A 22,230-nucleotide genomic window follows, 5' to 3' on the forward strand; every position below is an offset into this window, starting at 1 on the left:
TCTGCGCCCATGTGGCGCGGTACCCCTTCCTCCCTTTTCGCACTCCTGACCCTTCCTTTCGCGTTCGTCGCGTGCAGCGACGGCAACGAGCTCGGCGCGGGGGGCTCCTCGGGCACGATAGGCATCGGCAGCACGGGCCCCGGTAGCACCGGCCCCGGGGGCGCAGGCCCAGGCAGCGGCGGCGCAGGCGCAGGCGGCAACGGCGGCGCGGGCGCAGGCGGCAGCGGCGGCGTGGGCGGCAGCGGCGCGGGCGGCAGCGGCGGCGGCGACGCGCTTTGCCCGACGGTCTTCACGTTCGTCCCGCCCTCCGGCGCGACCGCGCCGCGCGTGCCCGGCGAATGGCAAGGCTTCGACCTCGCCACGGCGCCCGTGATGAGCGGCCCCGACGCGAACGGCGCGTACAAGGCCACGGTCCTGCTCCCGCCGGGGCTCCACGGGTACAAGCTCGTCTACCAGGACGCGGGCGGCGGCACGCAATGGATCCTCGACCCGGCGCAGGGCCGCCGCAAATACCTCGGCGGCATCGAGAACAGCGCCGTCAAGGTGCGAGATTGCAACCTGCCCACGCTCGCGGTGAAGACGACGAAGGCCACGCGCACGGCGCCGGGTCAGGGCGCGTTCACGGCCGATCTCGGGTACGTCGACGGCGCCGACGCGAGCGGGGCCGACGCCACGGGCTTCGAGGTGACGCTGCTCGAAGACGGCACGAAAAAGCCCCTCGCGGCGCCGATGGCCACGGTCTCGCCCGAGGGGAACGTTCTTCTCTCGCTCGCGGGCCTCGCCGACGGCAAATACCGCGTCACGCTCCGGCCGCGCAGCAAGAGCGGGCGCGTGGGCGAGCCCGTGCACCTGCCCTTCTGGATCGAGGCCGAGCCGTTCTCCTGGAACGACGCGGTCGTCTACATGGTCCTCACGGATCGATATCGCGACGGCGACCCCTCGAACAATGCCCCGCAGACGCCCGGCGCCGACGCGCGCGGCGATTGGAAGGGCGGCGATCTCGTGGGCCTGCGGCAATCAATCGAGGAGGGCGAGCTCGACAAGCTCGGCATTCGCGCCATCTGGCTCACGCCGTTCCAGACGAACCCCGCGGACGCGTTCCTCGCGGCCGACGGCGTGCACAAGGTCACGGGGTACCACGGTTACTGGCCGATCAAGGCGCGCGAGGTCGATCCGCGCCTCGGCGGCCCGGACGCGCTGCGGGCGCTCGTGAAGGCCGCGCATGCGCACGGGATCCGCATCCTGCAGGATTACGTGGTGAACCACGTGCACAGCGAGCACGAATATTTCAAGTCACACCCGGAGTGGTTCCGCACGGGCTGCGTCTGCGGCACGGCGAACTGCGACTGGACGGCGAAGGCGCTCGAATGCCTCTTCGCGGATTACATGCCCGACATCAACCACTCGGTCCCCGAGGCGAACGCGCAGTTCGTCGACGACGCCGTGTGGTGGCTCGACGAGTTCGATCTCGACGGCCTGCGTGTCGACGCGGTCAAGCACGTCGAGGAGGTCGCGACGCGGAACCTCTCCGTCGAGGTGCGCGAGACGTTCGAGAAGGCGGGGACCCATTATTTCATGATGGGCGAGACGGCGATGGGGTGGAACGACTGCGGCGACCCCTGCAACGACGAGAACTATGGCACGATCGCCCGGTACATCGGGCCCTTTGGCCTCGACGGCCAGTTCGACTTCGTGCTCTACCACGGCGTGTCGTACCGGACGTTCGCGTACGGCGACAAGGGCATGCTGCACGCCGATTACTGGACCCAGCACGGGCTCCAGAAATGGCCGAAGAGCGCGATCATGACGCCCTATATCGGCAGCCACGACACGCCGCGCTTCGTGTCGCTCGCCGATTATGCGGACGGCGACCGGGGGATCCCGGGCAACCAGTGGGACAACACGGCCCTCGCGCCGTCGGACGCCGTGCCTTACGAGCGGATGCGCGTGGCGATGGCGTGGCTGCTCGCGCTGCCGGGCGCGCCGCTCATGTATTACGGCGACGAATATGGGCAGTGGGGCGGAGCGGATCCGAACAACCGGCTCATGTGGCGACCGGAGAACGGGCTCTCGACCGAGGAGAAGGCGACGCTCACGTTCGTGCGCAAGCTCGGTACGGCGCGGCAGGCGATTCCGGCGCTCCGGCGGGGGGAGTACGTCTCGCTCGGCGCGACGGAGGACACGCTCGTGATCGGGCGAAAGCTTGCGGGGGCGACGGGGGCGATCGTCGCGCTCACGCGGTCGGGCGCGCCGGCGCCGATGACGGTGGACGCCGCCACGCTCGGATTCGCGGCCGGGACCGTCTTGAAGGACGCGATGGGCGGTCCGAACGTCACCGTCCCGGCGGGCGGCATGCTGACGCTCACGGTGCCCGCGAAATCGGCGGTCGTCCTTTCTCCGTGACGATCACGCGGCGAGCGGCGCCCGCGGCTCGGCGATGCGGGCGCCCGCTCTCCGGAGCAGCTCCGTCAGATCCACCGCGCTCCGCACGGACCAATCTCGATAGCAGTTGTTCATGATGACGTGGACCTCCCGCGTCTGTCGGGACATGCCCACGATTTTCGGTACCCAGCTCGCGAGCTCGGCCTTTTCGTATTCGTAGGCGAAACGCTCGGCGGCGCTGGCCGATTTCTTCTCCCATGTCTCGACGTTGCGGCCGTGGAAACGGACGAGCGCGAGATCCGTCGTCGCCTCGGCGATCGGCGGGACCGACGAGGCAAAGCCTTGGGGCTCGTCCACGCATGTGTACACGAGCCCTTGCTCCCGGAGGAATGCGAGCGTCTCGTCCCGATGACGCTCGCCGAGCCAGCCGGCGTTGCGGAATTCGATCGCCAGGCGATGGCCACGAAAGAGCGCGCGTGTTCGTTCGAGGCGCCGGAGCGAGGCCGAGGAGAACGTGAACCACACCGGCACCTGGACCAGCACGAGCCCGAGCTTGCCGCTCGCTTTCAGGGGCCGGAGGGCCGAGACGAAGCGCGCCGCGAGCTCGTCGAGGAAGGCGTCGCCGAGGTCCTGCGGGTAGATGCGTCGTTTCTCACGGACCTCCCGCGGCAGGGCGTCGCGCATGTCCTTCGGCAGGCCACGCGGCTCGATGTAATGCTCGCTGAGCGGCGCCGTGACCTTGACGTTCATCGTGAACCCCTCGGGCGTGCGCTCGCTCCAGAGTTCCGCGTTTCTCTCGGCGAGCAACGCGTAATGCGTGGAATCGACCTCGACGATGGGGAACAAGGACGCGTAATGGCGTAGCCTCGCCTCGGCCGTCCGGGCGCCGGGCGGATAAAACCCCGAGGACACGAGCGTCCGCTCGGTCCACGCGGAAATGCCGATCTTCACGAGCGCAGGCATGCGGGGGAGCATGCAGACCCCGAGCCATCACGGCGACGCTTGTGGTCGTACGCACGCTCCTGTAGAATTGCTCTTCGTGACGACCCAGGACGTCGCCTTCGCCTGCGAGCCGCTCGGCGAGACCGTGGTCCTCTCGCTCGACGGGCGCGAAATCATGGACGATCGCGCGTCGTTCGAGATCGTCGTGGGGACCGCGGGCGAGGTCGATCTCGAGGCCCTCGTCCGCGCCCCGTGCGTCGTCGTGCTCTCCGATCCCGAGGAGGGCACGGCGCGCGCGATCCAGCTCGTCGTGATGGAGGTGGCCGAGGAGGCGGGCCGGGGGCGCGATCGTGCCCTCTCCCTCCGCCTCGCGGATCCACTCGCGCCACTCGCGCTCCGGGCAGGGTATCGCGTTTTTCAGGACAAGACGTCCGAAGAGGTCGTCACGGAGGTCCTCGCGGGCGCGGGTGTGCCGCGCGACGGGATCGTGGCGAGGCTCTCGGGGGAATATCCGCTGGTTCCGCTCTGCACGCAGCACGGGGAGGCCGAGTGGGATTTCGTGCGCCGCTTGCTCGCGCGCGAGGGCATCTCGTTCTGGACCGAGACGGCCGAGGACGGCGCGTGGCGCGTGTTCTTCGGCGACGGGACGGCCTCGCACGAGGGGATCGACGGCGATCCGCGCCTCCCTTTCGCCGGACCGGGCGCCACGCGCGCGAGGGGCGTGCGCGCGCTCCTCTCGCTCGCGTGGGAGGCGGGGTTGTCCCACGATCGGGTGTTCGTTCGTGATTTCGATGTGGATCACCCGGACGTCTACCTCGACGGCGAGGCCGGCGAGGGCGCGCTCGAATGGATGGAATACCCAGCCCTCGTGCCCGACGCGCGCGCGGCTGCGGCGCGGGCGAGGCGCAGGCTGGAGCAGCTCCGGCGCGACGAGGTGAAGGTTACGGCGACGAGTGATTGCATGCGCCTAAGGCCGGGTCGGCTGGTCGAGGTCGCGGGCGGCGGCGCGGACCTTTTTGATCAACGGTTCCTCGTCTCGGAGGTGCGTCACACGTTCGCGCGGCCGCTCCGCGACGGCGGGAAAGGGACACCTTATCGCAATGAGGTCGTCCTCCGGCCGACGCGCGGCGAGGGCGGTGAGGAGCGCCCGCCGTTTCGGCCTGCGATCGTGAAGGAGCCACGGATTCATCACGTCGAGAGCGCGGTCGTCACGGGGCCGCCGGGCGAGGAGATCCACACGGATCCGCTCGGCCGCGTGAAGATGCGGTTTTTATGGGATCGATCGGGCATCACCGACGATCGGTCGTCCTCGTGGGTCCGCGCGATGCAATGGCCGCTCGGCGGCGCGATGATGATCCCGCGCGTCGGCTTCGAGGTCGCGGTCTCGTTCCTCGACGGCCTCCCCGACCGGCCCTTCGTGCTCGGCCGCCTCTACAATGCGACGGCGGTGCATCCGTACGTCCTGCCCTCGGGGCGCGCGGTCACGGCCTTGCAATCGTGGACGAGCCCCTGGGACGGCACGACGCAGGAGATCCGCTTCGGAGACGACGCAGGCGCGGAGGCGTTTTTCGTGCACGCGAGCCGCGATCTCAGCGTGCGTGTGGGCGGCGATTATACACAGACGACGGACGGCGACGAGGCCCACGTGGTCGGGCTCGGCCTCTCGGCGCACGTGGGCGGCGCGGAGGACGTGACGATCGGCGGGAGCCAGCGCCTCGACGTGGGCAACCCCATTCACGTCGCCGTGGACGGCGCGAATGCGGAGTCGATGGCGGCCGAGATCGTCGCGGTGACGGGGAACCGGGTGGTGCTCGCCGGCGGTGGATACGAGGAGTCCGTCGGCGGCGCGTACGTGCTGCAATGCAACCAGTCGAACACGAAGACGACGGGCACGTTTTCGCGGATCGTGGGCGGGTCGAAGTTCGTCTCGGCGGGGCTCTCGGTGACGGAGAGCGTGGCGGGGGCGCGGACATATGTTTGTCGGGGCGCGCGCGTGGTCACCTGCGCGGGTGCGTATGCGGAGTCGGTGAAGGGCGGCAAGCGCAGCACGGCGGGCGTGGTGACGGAGAACGCCGCCGCCGATCATGGGATCGCGGCGCCTACGGGCAAGCTCGCGTCGGGGGAGGTCGAGCTCCGGGCGGGCGGCAAATTCAGCATTGCGGCGCCGCAGATCAAGATCGACGTCTCCGGCGCGCTCTCGGCCGGGGCCCTTTCGATCACGGGCGGCGCGCTCCGGGCGAAAAGCGGCACGACGTCGATCGAGGGAACGGTCAAGCGGGACCAAGGCGGCGAGGTGGGCGGATGAAGCAGCGTCCGTGGATCGAGCTCGGCGTGCAGGGAGTTTCCTCGCGGATCGTCGGCCTCGCGTGCACCGTCGAGGAACGGGTGGGGGCGCCATTCGTCGCGCGCATCCATTGCGACGTCTTCGAGCACGGCGAGCCCGTCGCCGTGGCAGGCCTCGATGTCCTCGGGGAGCCTGCCTGGCTCGTGCTCGGCATCGCCGGGGTGGAGCGGCGCTTCGAGGGGATCGTCGATCGCCTCGAGGATCACGAGGGGCACAGCGAGATCGTGATCGTGGCGCGCGTGGCGGAGGCCGGAGACGGCTGTGACGAGCGCGTGTTCCCGGCCGCGAGCGCCGTCGAGGTCGCGCGGACGGTCCTCGAAGCGCACGGGCTCCGTGTCGAGAACCACGCGCGGCGCGCGCCGCCCCGGCGGGCGCAATGGATTCAGTCGTTCGAGAGTGACCTCGCCTTCGCGGCGCGGATCCTCGCGGAAGAAGGGTTGTCGTGGTATCCGTCGACGGGCGAGCGGAACGTCGTGCGGATCGCTGACGAGCCGGCCACGTTCGACGATTTCGGGGTGGTGCTGCGCTACCACGAGGGCGCGGGGCTCGAAGGAGGCCCCGCGCTCTGTGCCGCTCGCAGGGTGCGCCGCGCGGCGAGTGACGTCGCGCGCCTGCGAGGTTACGATTTCGAGCGGCCCGAGCTCGACATCGAGGGCGAGAGCGGGGAAGGCTCGCTCGAAAGGTACGAGGTCTCGCGGGACGCGCGTTCGCCCGCGGAGGCGCGTGAGCTCGCGGCGATCCGGCTCGGCGAATGGCGGGCGGATGCTGCCGTGCTCGAAGGCGAGGCGACGGCACCAATGGTCGCCGCCGGATCGATCGTGACCGTCGAAGGATGCCCCGCCGCGGGGCTGGACGGCCGGCATCTCGTGCTCGCCGTGACACACGAAGTCGGCGACGTTTATCTCGCGCGCTTCCGCGCCGTGCCCACCTCTTCGACCCATCGCCCTGCCCGTACGCAGGTTCTGCCGCGCGGAGGTATGGGGACCGCGATTGCGACGGGCCCATCGGGGCAGGAAATCGAGGTGGACGCGTACGGACGCACCTCGCTTCTCCTGCGCTGGGCCGAGGAAGCATCCACGCCGGCCCGCGTCGTCGCGCCGGCCCTCGCGGGCGCGGCATTTCATCCACGTATCGGCTGGGAGCAGGTCGTTGCGTTCTCCGACGCCGCGTGCGAGTCGCCCCTCGTGCTCGGCCGCCTCTACAACGGCGCCGAACGGCCGCCGCTGCATCTCCCCGCGCAAAAGGTGGAGACGCACCTCGGGACGAAGACCACGCCGGCGGGCGAGCGTGGCCATTTCATCCGCATCAGCGACACCGCGGGAGCGGAACGACTCTCGATTCAATCCTCCGGGGATTATCAAGAGCTCTCCGAGAAGGACAAGGTCTCGGTGGTGCAGGGGGATGTCGGGCGCGTGGTGGGCGGGTCGCGGGAGCTGTTCGTCAAGGAGAACCTGAACACGGCCGTGGACGGCGCGCATTCCCTCTCGGTCGGCGCCGAACGCGCCCTCACGACGAACGCGGATCTCGCCGTGTGGGCGAGCGCGGAGAGCATTTCGGTGGCCGGGGCGCGCCTCTTTTCAATTGGCGGCGATTCCGTCACGAAGGCGCCGCGGCTCGTGCGGATCGTGGGCGGGGCAAAGACCGAAGCGCCGCTCGAACACCAGAGCGTGCACACGGAGGGCGCCGGGACGCTCGTCGTCGGCGGTTCGATGAACATGACCGCGGGGATCTCCGAAGCGATCGCGGTGGGCGGGGCGGCCGTCGTGAAGGTCAGCGGCCCGATGAACGTGACCGCGAGTGGATATGGGCTCGACGTGCTCGGTGTGTATGCGGAGAGCTACACGTCGCGCCAGGTGAAGGCGGGCGGCAACGTGGCCGAGGCGTTTGGGACGCTCACGCACGAGGTGAAAGGGAATGCGACGATCGCGGGTGCCGAGATCGCGATCGAGGCGAAGGCAAAGCTCGTCCTCGAGGCGGGCGGAATGACGATCAAGATGACCCCGGGCACGATCGAGATCCAGGGCGACTTCCAGGGCGCGGTCGCGAGCGTCGAGGAGGGAGTGTCACGTTATGGCTGAAGGAAAAAGCGCGCGGCGCGGGCGCAACAAGGCGAGCGCCCTCCTCGGTCCGGGGCTTCACCCCGGCCGCATCGAAATGGCCATGGCGGCGTCCGCGGACGGCGAGGAGCGTGTGTATCGGGTCCGCCTCGCCTCGGGCCGCCACCTTACGGCGCGCCTCGACGGCGCCGTCGCACCTGATTTCGCCGAGGCGTGCTTGCGAGGCGGGCGCACGGTCGTGCTCGTGGACGGGCCGGACGGGCCGCGGATCGCGGGCGCGCTCCAGGTCACGAGCGCCGTCGAAAAGGACGCGCGGGGCACGCTCGCGCTCGAAGCAAAACACTTGCGCATGCGGGCCGATCAATCGATCGTGATCGAAGTGCCCGGCGGATCCCTCGCGTTCGAGCCGGGCGGCGCGCTTCGCCTGGAAGGGGACAAGCTCGTCATCGATATGGCCGCGCTGGTCCGCATTTTCGCGGCGCGCGTGGAGCTCCCGTGACGAACGTCTCCGCCGCGCTCCCCGGGGATCCGCCGCTCCGCCTCGTGCGGGTCGCGGGGAAGGAGCGCCTCGGCGAAATCGGGAGCTACGAGCTCGATTTTTCGGGTCCCCCCTCCCCCGTCGTATTGCCCTCGCACGTGCTGCGCGGGCCGTGCGTGCTCCGGTTCGAGACCGAGGCGGGAGATCGACGTTTTGCGGGGATCGTGACGCGATTCGTCCTCGTCGCCACCGATCACGGGAACGAGCGCATCTATCGCGCCACCGTGCGCCCGCACCTCGCCTTGCTGGAGCTGCGGCGGTTTCCGCGGGTGATCCGTGATCGCAGCGCGCCCGAGATCATCGCCGAGCTCGCGCGCGCCGCGGGATACGAGCAGATCGAGGTGCGGCTCGCGGCGACGTATCCGCCGCTCGATTGGGCGATTCAATACGACGAGACGGACGCGACGTTCGTGCGCCGCCTCTGCGAGGAGCACGGGCTCTTTTTCCGATTCGAGGAGAAAGACGGGGCCGAGGTGCTCGTCCTCGCGGACGATTCGACGCACGCCGACGACGCGTATTCCGATCCGATTGCGATCGTCGCGCGTGCGACGGCGAGCGAGCCTCGCCCGTTCGTCACGCCCGTCCTCGCCGCGCGGCAGCGCCGCCCGGGAAAGGTCACGTTGCGCGATTACGATCCGGAGCGGCCCGGGGTCAGGCTTGAAGGCGTGGCCATGGCCGGATCGAGCTTCGAGCAACGGACGACGATCGACGAGGCGCCGGGCGGATTCCGCTCGGCCGAGGCTGGCGAGCGGGCCTCGAAGCGGCGGCTCGAATCCCTGCGTGCAGACGCCTCGACGCTCACGCTTCGAACGAACGCGATCGCGCTCGTGCCTGGCCGCGCGGTCACGTTCGTTGAATCGGATCGCGCGTTCGGTCGGGCACGCGTCGCGGGGGCGTGGTTCGTCGTGGCAACATCGATCACGTGGAGCGCCGACGAACCCGTCCTCGAATCCACAGTGGAGGTCATTCCGAAGGATATCCCCTTCCGATTGCCGCGCATCACGCCGAAGCCGCGCATCGACGGCGTGCAATCGGCGATCGTGACGGGCGCGCCGGCGGAGGAGATCGACACCGACGCGCTCGGCCGCGTTCACCTCGCATTCCCCTGGGACGTGCGTGGCCCGAAAGATCAGCGGAGCAGCGTGCCCGTACGCGTGACGCAGCCCGAGGCGCCGGCGGGATTCGTCCTGCCGCGCGTGGGCTGGGAGGTCTTCGTCGCGTTCGAGGACGGCGATCCCGAGCGACCGCTCGTCCTCGGCCGCTCGTACAATGGCAAGCAGCTCCCGCCGCTGCCGCTGCCCGCGAACAAAACGGCGAGCGTCCTCGCGACCGACAGCTCCCCGGGCGCCGCCGCGCGCACGTCGATCCAGCTCGACGACGCCGCCGGTAGGCAGCACATGCTTTTTTCGGCGCCGTTTGGAAGGGATGATCATGTGTACGGCGATTCCCGCACGGAGACCCGCAACAATGAAAATGCCGAGGTCCAGGGGAACGTGACGTCCTCGATCGGCGCGGACGAGACGGTGAGTGTGCACCTCGGGTGGGCTGCGTCGTATGGATCGCGCACGGTGACGGTGGGCGCGACGCAAAAGCAGACCGCGGGCGGGAGCTTCGTCACGCAGGTCCAAGGGAGGGAGGCTGTCTCCGTGGGGGGTCTGCTCGCCGAGCAAGTGGGCAGCCCCGTGAAGGGCGCCGCGAATCTCTTGTTTTCCACGGCGCTCGCGGGTGTGGGCGCACGCGGCACTGCGGGCGCGATCGTGGCGGCGGGGCTCGGCGTGGGTCGCGCCGCGGTCGAGGGATTTTCCGCGGGTGGGGAGAGAGGCGCCGCGGCAGCGGCAGGAATGGGTTTGGCCGGTATGGCCGCCTCGATGGTGCCGGGCGGCGAGGCGATTCTCGCGAGCGTTACCGGGTCGTCGAAGCCCATGCCCTGGGATCACGGTCGTCCGCCCGAGGGCGAGGTCGCGGCGGGCGGAGGCGCGGCGGGCGTGAGCGGGCCGAGCGGCAAGGCGGGGCCCGGGCCGGGGCACCGAGCGACGCTCGTCGAGGGACCGTATTCGGAAATGGTCGGCGGCGTGTATGCCGTGATGACGCCGGGCGCCGTCTCGTGGGTCACGCTCGGTCCCGCGACGATGCTCGTCAATGGCAGCCACACGACGGAGACGACGAAGGCCGGCATGCAGGTCGCGGGCGCCATGAACGAATCGCTTGGATCGCTGATGATCACGAGCTCGAAGAACATCGCCCGGAGGGTGAAGGGCCTCGTCCAGAGTGACGTGAGCGGGACGCGGGAGGCGAGCGCGGGCGGGGCGTATCGCATGACGGCGCAGGCGTCGCTCGCGCTCTCGGTCGGAGGGGATTTGACGCTCTCGGGCGGGACCGTGACGTTCAAGTGCGGCGGGGCCGAGATTACGGCGTCCGGCGGCGGGGTCACGATCAAGGCGCCGAGCATTCGAATCACGGGACCATCGCGTGAAGCGGGGAAATTGACGCACAAGTGACGCTCTCGGTCGTTGGCCTCGGTCTTTGCTCTCCGGCGGGCGCGCTCGTCCGGGATCACGTGTTTTTCCCGCGGGCGAACGCGCCTCCGCCCGCCCCCGCGCCGTTCGTGCTCGCGGACGGTCGGCCTTTCGAGGTCGGGTACGCGCGGTTCGTCCCGCCAGACCTCGATCTTCCGGACCGGCTCATCGCGCTCGGGCGCATCGCGCTGGAGGAGGCTCGGCCTGCGCCGGGAATGCCACTCGTCGTTTGCCTGCCTGCGCCGTGCGAGGGCCTGCCTGCGGCCTTGCTCGACGACGTGGCGAGCCGCCTCGCCGCCGTGGCGGAATCCTCGCGGGTGGAGTGTTTTACAGGCGCGGCGGGTGTGTTCGACGCGCTCGCGCGCATCGACGCGCATGGATGGCCAGGCGCGGTGATCGTCGGCGTCGATTCGTTTTTTCACGCGGATCGGGCGGCGGCGCTCGCCGCGCGGCCTCCCGGCCCCTTCGCGCCTGCGCGCCTCTGGCCAGCGGAAGGCGCGGGAGCGCTGGTCGTGGTGCGCGGCATGCGGAAAGACGCTTCTACGATTTTGATGAGCAAGACCGCGCACGGTCGAGGCACCGACGACGACGACGAACCGGTGGACGCCGCCGCCCTGACGAACCTCCTCGCCGATCTTCCCGAGGGCACACCCATTCGGGTGGTCTTCGGCCAGGATCGTGTCGACGCGCTCCGAGCGCGGGAATGGGAATGGAGCGCCGCCCGGCAGGCCTCGAGGTTCCACGCGGAGGCCCTGGGTGTTTGCCTCGAAGCTGAAATCGGCCAGGTCGGCGCGGCGGCCGGCGTGATGGGCCTCGTCCATGCATTCGGCTCGGTCCGGCACGGGGTTTGTCCGTCTGACAGCCGCCTCCTCGCCTGGGCCCTTTCACAGGATGGCACACGTGGGCTCGCGCTCGGTGTGGGAGGAGATTCGGCCCCAGGGGAGCTGCTGCACCCGCTTGCGGAGCGGGTACGCGCGCGAGCTGTGCCTTTGGATTCCGTTGTTCTGGACGAATCATCGCCCTCGGAGAACGTCGAATCGGCCTTCGACGAGGCGACCTTCGACCCCGACGCAGCCCTCGCGCCGGCCAACGATATCCTTCCCCTCGAAAGGCCCTTGCCGGAGTCGATCACGACGTCGCCCCTCGTGAGGCTCGATCCCGAGCGGCTCCGCCCCGTCTCGCGGGAGGCGTTTTACGCCGAGGTCGTGTCGCACTGCGCGGAGACGCTCGCCGGGATGGGCAAAGCGCGTGAGCGTTCGCCCTTGCGCGGCGTGCGCGACATCGAGCAACGACTGCTCCATCAGATCGACGCGATCGTCGCCTCGGGCAAGCGCGCCCTCCTCCATCTCGCCACGGACTGGGCCGAGCACCCGGAAGACCCTTGGCGATGGTTTGGCGGGACGATCGCGGCTATGGCCTTCGAGGGCGACGAGGCGAGGCGACTCGTGTCGCGAAGGCTCGACGCGCTCCCGGACGAGGCCGATGCGCACGCGCGGCGCGTGGCCGATGCGCTCGCGCTCTCCGAGCACGCAACGCTTTTTTCGCTCGGGCGGGCACTCCATTCCTCCGCGCGACCGATCGCCCGCGCCATCGGGCTCTCTTTCCTCGCAGCGCGCGGCGCGCTCGCGGACGAGGAGGTGCAGCGCGCGTTCGAGGACGCGTCTCCGCTCGTGCGCGCGGCGGCCCTCGACGCCTGCGCGGCGCGGTCCCCTGCCTCGCAACGAGCGTTCCTTCCGGCGCTCCGGAGCGCGCTCCTCGTGGAGGATCGAGCGAATGCGTTTCGCGCGGCCCGGCAGCTCGCCATCCTCGGGGACGTCGAGGCGCGGCGCGTGTTCGAGGATCGCGCCGTCGCTGCGCGGCTCGGCGCGCTCGTCGGCGAGCTTTACGTGCTCGCAGGTCGGACCGAAGATGCCGCAGCAGCGGAGACGTTCTTTGCCCGACAAACCCCAACGCCTGCCTTGCTCTCGGCTGCAGGGCGATGGGGTTCACCCGCGATCTTGCCGCGCTTGTTGCAATGCCTCGCGGACGAGGATCTCTCCTTTGCCGCGGCGGAGGCGCTCGCCGTCATGCTCGGGCCGGCGCTTCCTCCCGAGGAGATGCGGGACGCCGGAGCCTGGCGGCGCGTGATGGCGTCGACGCGCCTCGATGCGTCCAAGCGTCTTCGCCGCGGGCTTCCCTTATCGCCCGCCGTGGTAGCCGAGGAATGCGCGTCGGAAGATCTTGCCCGCGGGGATCTCATGCAGCGCGTGGACGAACTCCGAGCGCGCCTCGGGCGCCTCGAACCCGTGCCCGTCTGGGGGTATGCGGCCGACGTGGAGGCGAGCCTCGCCCCGCTGCTCCGGGCCGCGCGCGAATGGAAAGGAAAAGGGTAGGCCATGGCGTCGATCGATGGGAACAAGATCGCGACGACGGGCAGCGGGCACTTCTGCCCCGGGCCGACGCCGGCCATGAGCCTCGTCCCGCCGCCCCCGCCTGCGGGCCCCGTCACGGCCCCCTTCGCGTACATGTCGCATTCGTCGACGGCGCAGCAGGTATCGAATCATCTGCTCGTCGCCTACAAGCCGGTCCTCACGCAGGGCAGCGTGATGTCGATTCACAAACCAGGCAATCTCCCGGGTCAGCCCACCGGCGGCGACGTCGTCACGCACATGACGTCGGCGTATAGCCAGATCATGTTCGCCAATCAGCACAAGGTCCACGCAGGCGGCAAGCCGGTCGCGTGCACGGGCGTCAAGGTCCAGATGAACGTGCCCTACCAGGGGACGTTCATCGCGCAGACGATTGGACAGCTCATCACGATGGATACCGTGCTCTGGGCCCGTAACGTAGCTGCGCTCGCCGCTGGATCGCAGGTGATCCTCGATCCGATCTCCGTGGTCTCCGGCGCCGTCGTGGATACGGACGTCGACGTTTCGCTCCCGGGGCCAATTCCGATCACGTGGACGCGGTCTTACGACAGCACACGCGCGTCCGAGCACGGGCCGCTCGGCCACGGCGGGTGGACCCACGCGTACGACCAGTGGATCGCGGTGGAGGGCGACGAGCTTCGGCTCCGGGACGAGGATGGCTCCACGCGCGTCCTGCGAAATGTACCGGCAGGGAAAACGGTTGTTCACAGGGCCAAACGGGTTGAAATCACGCGGGATGCGCGCGGCGGCGGAGCGTCCGTGGTCTCCCTCGCGACGGGCATTCGCCGCCTGTTTCGTCCCCAGGGAGGCACGCGGGCCTGGCTCGTGGAGATCACGAATCCCTCGGGGCAGCGAGTCCGGCTCGAATACGAAGGCGAAAAGCTCACGCAGCTCGTGGATACGGCCGGCAGGAGGGTCCGACTCACGCACGACGCGAGCGGCCACATCACGCGGATCGCGGTCTTCGCGCCGGCGGACGAGCGTACCCCGCTCCAGACCGTCTCTTTCGGCTACGATGTCGGCGGCGAGCTCGTCCGCGTCACGGATCCGCTCGGGAACGATGTCACGTACAGCTACGACGAGCGGCGGCGGCTCGTGAAAAAGACGCTTCCGATGGGTCTGTCGTTTCATTACGTTTACGATCCCGAGACCGGCCGTTGCGTCCGGTCCTTCGGCGACGGGAACATTCACGCGGGCGACATCACGTACGACGAGCAGGAGGGGACGACAAGGCTTTCGGGCACACTCGCGCCGCGGATTTTCTCGTGGCGACCGCGGGATGGCGCGCTCCTCGGGATCACGACGAACGACGGTTCGGCCGCGCGGACGTGGGAGATCGACGACGATGGGCTCGTCCTCGCCGAAAAAGACGCTGCGGGGAACACGAGCCGGTTCGAATACGATGCGCAGGGCAACCTCGTGAAAATCACGGATCCCCTCGGGCGCGTGACCGAGCTCGTGCACGTGGACGATCGCGTGGTGCGGCGCGTGGCAGGTGGGCGCGTGACGGAGTACGGGTACGATACGCGCGGTCAGCTCACGTCGGTGAAATACCCGGGCGGTGGGTGGCTCGCGCTCGTGTACGACGAGCATGGGCGGCTCGTGACGATCGCGGATGCCGCGGGGATCCGGGCGCGGTTCGTATGGGACGACCGGCACCAATGCATCGAGGAGCACCTCGCGGGCGGGCTCGTGCGAAAATGGCAGCACGACGCGCTCGGGCAGCCCATCGCTTGCGTGGATTCGTACGGCCATACGACGCGGCGCGAGCTCGACGCGCTCGGGCGCGTGCTCCTGCACGAGCATCCCGACGGGACGTGTGTGCGCTTCGAATACGACGCGCTCGGGCGCAAGACGCGCCGCATCGACGAGCTCGGCCGCGTGGCGACGTTCCGGCACGCGGGCGTGGGCTCCGTGGTCGAGCTCCGGAACGAGGACGGAAAGGCCTGGACCGTGAGCCGCGACTTGCTCGAAAGGCCCCAGCGAATCCAGAACCCGAAGGCGGAGCTTTACGATTTCCGCTACGATCGCCTGGGCCGGGTGACGGAGATGCGCACGTTCGACGGGCGTATCCTGCGCGCGGCGTATGGTCGAAATGGCCTGGTCTCGCGCCTGTCGTTGCCCGACGGGACGTGGCGCGCCTATCGATACAACGAGGTCGACGAGCTCGTGGAGGAGGATACGCCGCACGGCGCAGGCAGGGTCGTGCGGGACGAGGCCGCGCGCAAGGTGACGTACGAGCTCGACGATCCGGCCGGAATCGTTTCGGTCGAGATGCACTGGGACGAGGCCTCGCGGATCGTGTCGACGACGCAGCGGGCCGGGACGATCCGCTACGAATACGACGCCCACAATCGCCGGACCGCCGTGCACCTGCCGAGCGGAAAGGTCACGCGGTACGTGTACGACGAGGCGGGGCACGTGGGGGCCATCGAACACGGCGGCGAGCGCGTGGAGTTCGCGCGGGACGCGGCGGGGGCCATGATCGGCTTTCGATTCGCGCGCTCCGGCGTCGAGGCGAGGTTTGCCTTCGACACGCGCGGGCGCCTCACGCAGGAATGGGCGGGCAAGGACGGCCGCGCGCTCGTGTCGCGCGTGTACACGTGGGACGCGTCGTCGAGGCTCACAGGCAAACGGGATGCGCGCTGGGGCGAGGAGCGGTACCGGCACGACGACATTGGTCAGCTCGTCGAGGCAGGCGAGGAGCGCTTCGAATACGACGCCGCCGGCTCGGTCGAGCCCGCGGGCGCCGGCTGGGACGTGGGGCCGGGCAACGTGCTCCGGAGGACCTCGAACGCGGCCTACACATACGACGAGGCGAACCGGCGCATCCGCAAGAAGCGGCTCGATACAGGCGAGGTAACCGAATACTTTTGGGATTGTCGGGGCAACCTGCGCGAGGTCGTGCGGGGCGACGGGACGCGGATCCTGATGACGTACGATCTCTTCGGCAGGCGCGTAAAAAAAGAGGTCGTCGGTCCAGTTCGCCCGGTCTCGCGCGAAGAGCTCCCTCCCCTGCCCTCGCGCCGCACCGTGGAGTATCTTTGGGACGGCGACCTCCTGCTCGCAGAAATCGACTCCGAGCGGGGTGAGCGCACGATCGTATATCACCCGGATACGATGGTGCCGCTGCTCCAGGGGGAAGGCGACGCCGTGTTCGGCGTGCTCGCGGACCACGTCGGCGCGGCGACGGAGCTCGTCGACGGAGCAGGCGCGCTCGTTTTTTCGGGGCGTTATTCAGCGTGGGGCGCGCTCGCGCGGAGCGAAGCCCAAGCCGGGTCCTCGGGGCGGGCGGTGGCGCCGCTCTTGCGCAGGCTCGGGCATCACCACGACGAGGACGTGGGGCTTTCCTATGTGCGGTATCGCTGGTTCGATCCGGAGGTGATGCGTTTCCTGAGCCCGGATCCGCTGGGGCTCGAGGGCGGGCCGAACCTCTTCGCGTGGAACGGGAGCCCGGTAATGCACGTGGATCCGCTGGGGCTCGCGTGTGTCTTCCTCGGAAATCCCACGGTCGACAAATTCATCCATGAATGCATGACGGGCGGGCGACGTGATGGCGGTTCGTATCAGGTGTACGTGCACGGGACCGTGGACGCGGTCCACGTGCAACATGCAGACGGCTCCTGGACGCAGATGTCGCCGCGAGAGCTTGGCGAGCGCTTGATGATGGCGGGAAACTGGGACAGGAACGTGCCGCTCAAACTTTTCTCCTGCAATACCGGGCGCAGGCCCGACGCCATCGCGGCGCAGCTCGCCTCGCAGTATCAGGTGAGCGTCTTCGCGCCTAGCGAGATCGTCTGGGGGCCGGGATTGCACATTGCTCCGCCCATCGGCGTTCAGGATTCGAGCCGGCTGATCCCCCAGCCGGGCGTCACCTATTACCCGGACACGTCGCGTCCCGGGAAATGGAATAGCTGGGGCGCCGGTGGATACCCGAACCCCTACAACCATTATCCCGATTTCCCACCCCGCCCGCCGCCCCCCTGAATGAGTTCGCCTATCGGCCCACGCGAATCCGCGCCCCCGCCTCGATCGAGAGGCGCTCCCACGTGGCGCGCTCCGCAGGCGCCGCCACGAACCGCGCCTGCCATGCGGCGTCCTCGGCCCGCTTCGCCTCCGGCGAGAGGCCATACCGCGCGATAATCCGGAGCGCGCCCGGCGGATCGAGCCAGATCTCGGCGCACATCGTGGCGTAGGCCTCGATTGCGAGGCGCGTGGCGGGCACGCTCGGGGTTGGCTTGACGAACGGGAGCACGGCGGAGAGGTTGACCGGGAGCGCGAGCGAAGTCTCGGCGAGCGATACCGGCGGCGAGCGAGGCGCCGGAGGCGCGGCGACGGGAGGTTTGTCCGGCGTCGGAAAAGGCAATACGGGTTTGGCCGAGGCGAACGCCGGCGCCGTGTCGCCGAGCGGGCGCGACGGCGGAGCGGGTTTGGGCCCGAACGGCAAGACTCGCGGGTTCACCTGAAAGGTCAGGGCCGTCTGCGCGAGCGCCTTGGCGGCGAAAGGCAAGGCCGGTTTGTAGAGATGCACGGCCGGCCTCGTCTCGCCGAGCGAGGCAGGCGCGGGGCCTTGGAGCGGTCGCGGGGGGACGGCTTCCGGCGCGGCGGCCGGCTTTCTCGCGAACGGCAAAACAGGTTTGTCGATATGAAACGCCATCTTCGTCTCGCCGAGGGCCTGCGGCGCGGGGCGAGGCAGGCTCGGAGGGGGCGCAAGTTTCGGCGCGTTCTCCGGCGGAGCGACGAATGGCAAGGCAGGACGATCGATGACGAAGCTGAGCGAGGTCGCCACAAGGGACGCATTCTCGGGCGCCGATGCATCCCGCGGCGCCTGGACGGGAAGGGCTGGCCCCACTTGCACGTCGGGGATTTCGCCTGTCGGCCGAGCCAGGAGACCAAGCGCGTCTTTTTGCACCGCGCGATCGGCTGACATGCGCGCTTGCCACAGGGCGAGCAAATGAAACAGGTCGCCCTCGGCGAGGCCTCGATCGGCGAGGAACGAGAGCGGCTCGGGCGCCTCGGAGAAAGCACCGAAAAAGGCGAAGAAGGCGCGCAGGTCGGTATCGAGCGGGGGGACGGCTCGCACGACGCCCTGCACGGGGGACGGCGCCTCGTTACGCATCGGCCCGCACCTCGATCGCGCGGAGCACGCGCCGCGCGCGGCCGGTCGCGAATGCGACGCGGCCTGAGACCTCCAGGCGGCGCTCGGTCGGCAGGACGATCACCGTGTCGATCAGGACGGGTCGCTCCTCGCGCTCGCCGCCGTCGAAACGGGCATGCACGCGCGCGGCGAGCCGAGGAAGCTCGAGCGCGAGCGGCACGAGCGACATGCCGAGGACGCGGATCGGATCCCCCGGCGCGAGTCTCTCCTCGAAACGCAGCGATGGATGCGCGACGCAGGCGAAGCGCGGATCGTAATCCGCGGGCAGCATCGGCATGCGTGTCTTTTGCCAGGACGAGCCGCACGTGCCGATGAGCTCTCGGCGCGGTGACCAGTGCGGCGGGATCGCGCCGTATCCCATGGGCGGGTGCCGATCCAAAGCCGACGTATGAGGCCGCTCTGGATGCTCGATCTGTGGCGCGCGCTTGCCGATCAGATCGGCGGCGCGACGCGCGACGCCGACGCCCGCGGGGTTCTCGAGCTCGACGACCGCGAGGTCCTCGGAGGCGCCGCCGTACGCGTTCTCGTAGATGAGGGGCACACGCTCGAACGGCGCTGCGGGACCCACGGCGACGCCGAGAACGCCGTCGTAGTACACGCGCGGTCCATGCACAGAGAGCGGCGCGAGGCGCTGCTTCACCTGCACGACGACATCCATCACCTTCACGGGTCGCGGCGCGACGGCATCCCCCACGACGACGACGTCGGTGCCCGGCTTTTCGAGGCTGATGTCGCTCGGGAAGCGCAGGCTCGATCGCGGATCGTCGGGATCACGCGCGACGTCGCTCGTGCGCACCGGGCTCGGATCCTCGGCGGGTCGCAGCTCTCCACGCTCACCCACGACGAAGGTGGCCTTCACGATCGTGACGACCACGTCGCGCCCCTCGGGATCGACGAGGGGTACGGGCAGCGCGGCGTATCGGGTCTCGTTGACGAAGCTCATCGCGAGGGCCCGGCGAGCATCCTACATGAGCACGTCCGCGCCAGGCGCCGACTTTACGGTGCAGAGGGAGAGCAGGTAGACCTCGGAAGATGGTCGCGCTGCCCATGTCGCCCCTTGATGCAATCCGTGCTCGGCGCCCTCGGGCACGAGCCGCCGGGACCGCGGATCGCCGCTGTGTTCGCGACATGGACGCTCGCACGTGAGCTCGAGGTGGCGCGAGAAGCAGCGGCGCTCGCCATCGATCGCCAACATGCGGAGCGACTTCGTACGAAGGCCGCCGCGTTATGGGACGATTTTCGCTTCCTTGATCGCGTCGAGCTTGGGGAAGTTCTCGTCGAGGTAGCCGTACCCTTCCCGTTGGATCTTGCTCGCGTTCGGCCCCTTGCCCTTCGGCGCGAGCTCGCCGTAGCCCTTGTAGAACGAGTCGACGACCTTCATCCCCTCGACGATCTGGCCGAACGGCGCGAAGCCCTGCGTATCGAGCCGCGCCTGCTTGTCGACGTAGCTGATGAAGATCTGCGTGGTGCGCGTGTCCTTGCCTGCGTGCGCGAACGTGACGAAACCGCGGCGGTTGCTCTTCACCACGGGATCATCGGAAAAATACGCGCGGTACCAGGCGCCGTTCACTGCGGGCTCGGGGTGGATGCCGAACTGGACCATGAAGTCGTCGATCGCGCGGTGGAAACGGATGCCGTCGTAAAAGCCGAGCTTCACGAGGTTGAAGAAACGGTCGGCCCCGTTCGGCGCCCAAGCGCGCGTCACCTGCACGACGAAGTCGCCCTTCGTGGTGGAGAACTTCACCTTGAAGACGTCGGGGGCCTTCTCGGTCGCCTTTTCGGGATGGAAGAGGGGATCGTTGCCGTCGCGTCCGTGTGCCGTGGGCGCGGTCGCAGAGGTCGCCGGCGCCGCAGAAAGAGCGGCGGATGCAGCACTCGCGGCGGCGGTGGCGGACGGAGAGGCGGGAGGCGCGGGGGCCTCTTCCCGAGAGCAAGCGGCGAGGACGGCGCAGCTCACGACGAAGGAAAGGCGGCCGAGGAGGGACCGGCTCATGAGGGGCTAGCTTAACGAAAGCCCCGCGGCGCCGTCACGCGCGCCGGAGAACGCTCAAGAAAGAAGGAGCTCGCGGAGCGTGCCGAGGCCGACGGAGCCCACGCCGAGCAGGTCGGCATGGAACGTTTTGAGGTCGAACGAGCTTCCGCGGCGCGCGCGAAGCTCGTCGCGCAGGCCGAGGACCACACGCTCGCCGACCTTGTAGGCGATCGCCTGCCCGGGCCAGCCGAGGTAACGCGTCATCTCGGCGGTGGCATGATCCGCCGGGATGCGGCCGATGCGCGTGAGCAACTCGACGCCATAGTCGTAGTCGATGCGCGCGCCCGGCCGGATCGGTGCGTCCGTCGGTGCGTGCAAGCCGAGGTGCGCGCCGATGTCGAGCACGACACGGCAAGCGCGCATCATCTGGCAAACGAGCTGACCAAGGACGAACTCCGGCTTGCTCAGGAAGCCGAGCTCGTCCATGAGGCGCTCGGCGTAGAGCGCCCATCCTTCGGCATACCCCGTCTGGTAGTCGCTCATGACCACGCGATGCAGCCGCGAGAGCCGATGCTGCAACGAGATCTGAACGCTGAGCTGCAGGTGATGCCCGGGAAATCCCTCGTGATAGGCCCTGCTGAGCTCCATGTAGAGCGGGATCTCCGCGCGCTCGCCGGGGGAGTACCAGATGGTGCCGGGCCTGGAAAAATCGTCGGAAGGCGGCAGGTAATAGGCGCCGATCGTGCTGCCAGCCGGCGCGAGCTTCACGTCGACCCGACGCGCGGGGGTCGGGATGTCGAAGTGCACACCGGCGAGCGCATCCACGGCGCGCGCCTGCCACTCACCGACGATGCGGACGAGGTCTTCGGGGCCGTGAGCGCATCGAGCCGGATCGGTCTCGAGCAAGCGGATGACGTCGTCGATCGAGGCGCCAGGCTGAATCTGAGCAGCAACTTCGCGCATGCGAGCGTCGATCTCTCGGATTTGCGCGAACCCCCAGGCAAACGTCTCGCGTAGATCGATCGAGATACCGAGAAAACCTCGCGCTTTGCGCGCGTAGACCTCTTCACCAACGCCTTCCTCGATGCGTGCGGCGGGACGATAGGTCTTCTCGATCCATTCGGTCAGCTCGCCGTAGGCGTGGCGTGCGTGCACGATCCCGCGCTCGAGCGATTCGGCGAGGGCAGGATCGAACGCGCTGCTCTGCGCGAACGCCGGCGCAAGCGTGCGGAAGAAGGAGCCCTCCCCCGCGTGCACGCGTCCCTGGGCGAGAACCGCATCGACCTGGCGTTTGGCCGCGGTTTTCCCACGACGAAGCCCCTCCTCGAGGGCTTTGCGATAGGACGAGGTCGCGCGATCGATCGTCGACAGGCGCGCGATCATGCTCTCCCAGCCGGCACGTGAGCTCGTGTCCATGACATCGAGCACCATGCGGATGTGCTGGAAGGGGGAGGCGATGTTGTTGAGGTCGACGAAATGATCGCCCTGAACGATGCGGTCGAGCTCGACGTCCAGGAAGTCGCGCATGACCCGCGCGGCGATCCGGTCCTGGATTCGCTCGGGCGCAGGAAGAGCATCGAGCTGCCGGCGATACTTCGACAGCATCGCCGCCGTGGACGCCGCGCCTTCGGGGCCAAAATCGTCCCAGGCGTGGTCATGTCCCCGGACGCCCCAGAACGTGGCCGAGGTAGGACGATGTGTGGCGATGTCTTCGAGCAAAGCGTCGCTGAGCGCGAACACGGGACCAAAGTTGGTGGGCATGCCGGATGAAAAACTAGATGATGGAAAAAGAAAAGCCTGCAAGTTTTCACTTGCAGGCTTTAGAAAAAGACCCGGCGGCGTCCTACTCTCCCACTGAGTCACCCCAGCAGTACCATCGGCTCCAAGGAGCTTAACTTCCGAGTTCGGGATGG

General features: G+C 68.9%; 12 protein-coding genes and 1 rRNA gene. 7 read left to right on the forward strand and 6 right to left on the reverse strand.

The features are described from left to right. Positions 1 to 9 precede the first annotated feature (9 nt). Entirely contained in the window at positions 10 to 2,403 is a 2,394-nt protein-coding gene (locus tag QHF89_RS28220) for an alpha-amylase family glycosyl hydrolase (RefSeq protein WP_284721027.1), read from the forward strand. A gap of 3 nt (positions 2,404 to 2,406) precedes the next feature. Here the strand turns inward: QHF89_RS28220 and QHF89_RS28225 are convergent, their stop codons facing one another. After that, positions 2,407 to 3,357 carry a DUF72 domain-containing protein gene (locus QHF89_RS28225; RefSeq protein ID WP_136970825.1) on the reverse strand — a complete coding sequence of 317 codons (951 nt, stop codon included), beginning with the start codon at positions 3,355 to 3,357 and terminating at the stop codon, positions 2,407 to 2,409. A 64-nt stretch (positions 3,358 to 3,421) separates the two neighbouring features. On the opposite strand from QHF89_RS28225, the gene QHF89_RS28230 reads away from it, so the two are divergent. The 6 genes from QHF89_RS28230 to QHF89_RS28255 are packed head-to-tail and all read left to right on the forward strand — an operon-like array spanning position 3,422 to position 17,174. Continuing rightward, positions 3,422 to 5,629 (forward strand): type VI secretion system Vgr family protein, encoded by a 2,208-nt coding sequence (locus QHF89_RS28230; protein ID WP_284721028.1) that lies wholly within the window; start codon positions 3,422 to 3,424, stop codon positions 5,627 to 5,629. Next, positions 5,626 to 7,746, forward strand: coding sequence for a type VI secretion system Vgr family protein (locus tag QHF89_RS28235; RefSeq protein WP_284721029.1), 2,121 nt, complete (start codon positions 5,626 to 5,628; stop codon positions 7,744 to 7,746). The genes QHF89_RS28230 and QHF89_RS28235 overlap by 4 nt, the downstream gene beginning before the upstream one ends. Further along, positions 7,739 to 8,224 (forward strand): hypothetical protein, encoded by a 486-nt coding sequence (locus QHF89_RS28240; protein WP_284721030.1) that lies wholly within the window; start codon positions 7,739 to 7,741, stop codon positions 8,222 to 8,224. The genes QHF89_RS28235 and QHF89_RS28240 overlap by 8 nt, the downstream gene beginning before the upstream one ends. After that, the gene (locus QHF89_RS28245; RefSeq protein WP_136970828.1) at positions 8,221 to 10,761 is read left to right on the forward strand and encodes a type VI secretion system Vgr family protein; all 2,541 of its coding nucleotides are present in this window, start codon (positions 8,221 to 8,223) and stop codon (positions 10,759 to 10,761) included. Before QHF89_RS28240 ends, QHF89_RS28245 begins: the two co-directional genes overlap by 4 nt. Continuing rightward, positions 10,758 to 13,151, forward strand: coding sequence for a hypothetical protein (locus tag QHF89_RS28250; RefSeq protein ID WP_136970829.1), 2,394 nt, complete (start codon positions 10,758 to 10,760; stop codon positions 13,149 to 13,151). The genes QHF89_RS28245 and QHF89_RS28250 overlap by 4 nt, the downstream gene beginning before the upstream one ends. 3 nt (positions 13,152 to 13,154) lie before the next feature. Next, complete coding sequence (locus QHF89_RS28255; protein WP_136970830.1) at positions 13,155 to 17,174, forward strand: DUF6531 domain-containing protein; 4,020 nt, start codon at positions 13,155 to 13,157, stop codon at positions 17,172 to 17,174. A gap of 10 nt (positions 17,175 to 17,184) precedes the next feature. Here the strand turns inward: QHF89_RS28255 and QHF89_RS28260 are convergent, their stop codons facing one another. The 5 genes from QHF89_RS28260 to rrf form a co-directional block, all read right to left on the reverse strand. Then, positions 17,185 to 18,306, reverse strand: a complete 1,122-nt coding sequence (locus QHF89_RS28260; protein WP_136970831.1) for a hypothetical protein — start codon at positions 18,304 to 18,306, stop codon at positions 17,185 to 17,187. Then, the gene (locus QHF89_RS28265) at positions 18,299 to 19,288 is read right to left on the reverse strand and encodes a DUF2169 family type VI secretion system accessory protein (RefSeq protein ID WP_136970832.1); all 990 of its coding nucleotides are present in this window, start codon (positions 19,286 to 19,288) and stop codon (positions 18,299 to 18,301) included. Before QHF89_RS28265 ends, QHF89_RS28260 begins: the two co-directional genes overlap by 8 nt. A gap of 282 nt (positions 19,289 to 19,570) precedes the next feature. Then, entirely contained in the window at positions 19,571 to 20,338 is a 768-nt protein-coding gene (locus tag QHF89_RS28270; protein WP_136970833.1) for a peptidylprolyl isomerase, read from the reverse strand. A gap of 54 nt (positions 20,339 to 20,392) precedes the next feature. After that, positions 20,393 to 22,078 (reverse strand): DUF885 domain-containing protein, encoded by a 1,686-nt coding sequence (locus QHF89_RS28275; protein ID WP_136970834.1) that lies wholly within the window; start codon positions 22,076 to 22,078, stop codon positions 20,393 to 20,395. 69 nt (positions 22,079 to 22,147) lie between these two features. Further along, positions 22,148 to 22,230, reverse strand: a 5S ribosomal RNA gene (gene rrf / locus QHF89_RS28280); the annotation flags it as partial.

Origin of the sequence: Polyangium sorediatum, assembly GCF_029946465.1 — a bacterium.
Classification (GTDB): domain Bacteria; phylum Myxococcota_A; class Polyangia; order Polyangiales; family Polyangiaceae; genus Polyangium; species Polyangium fumosum.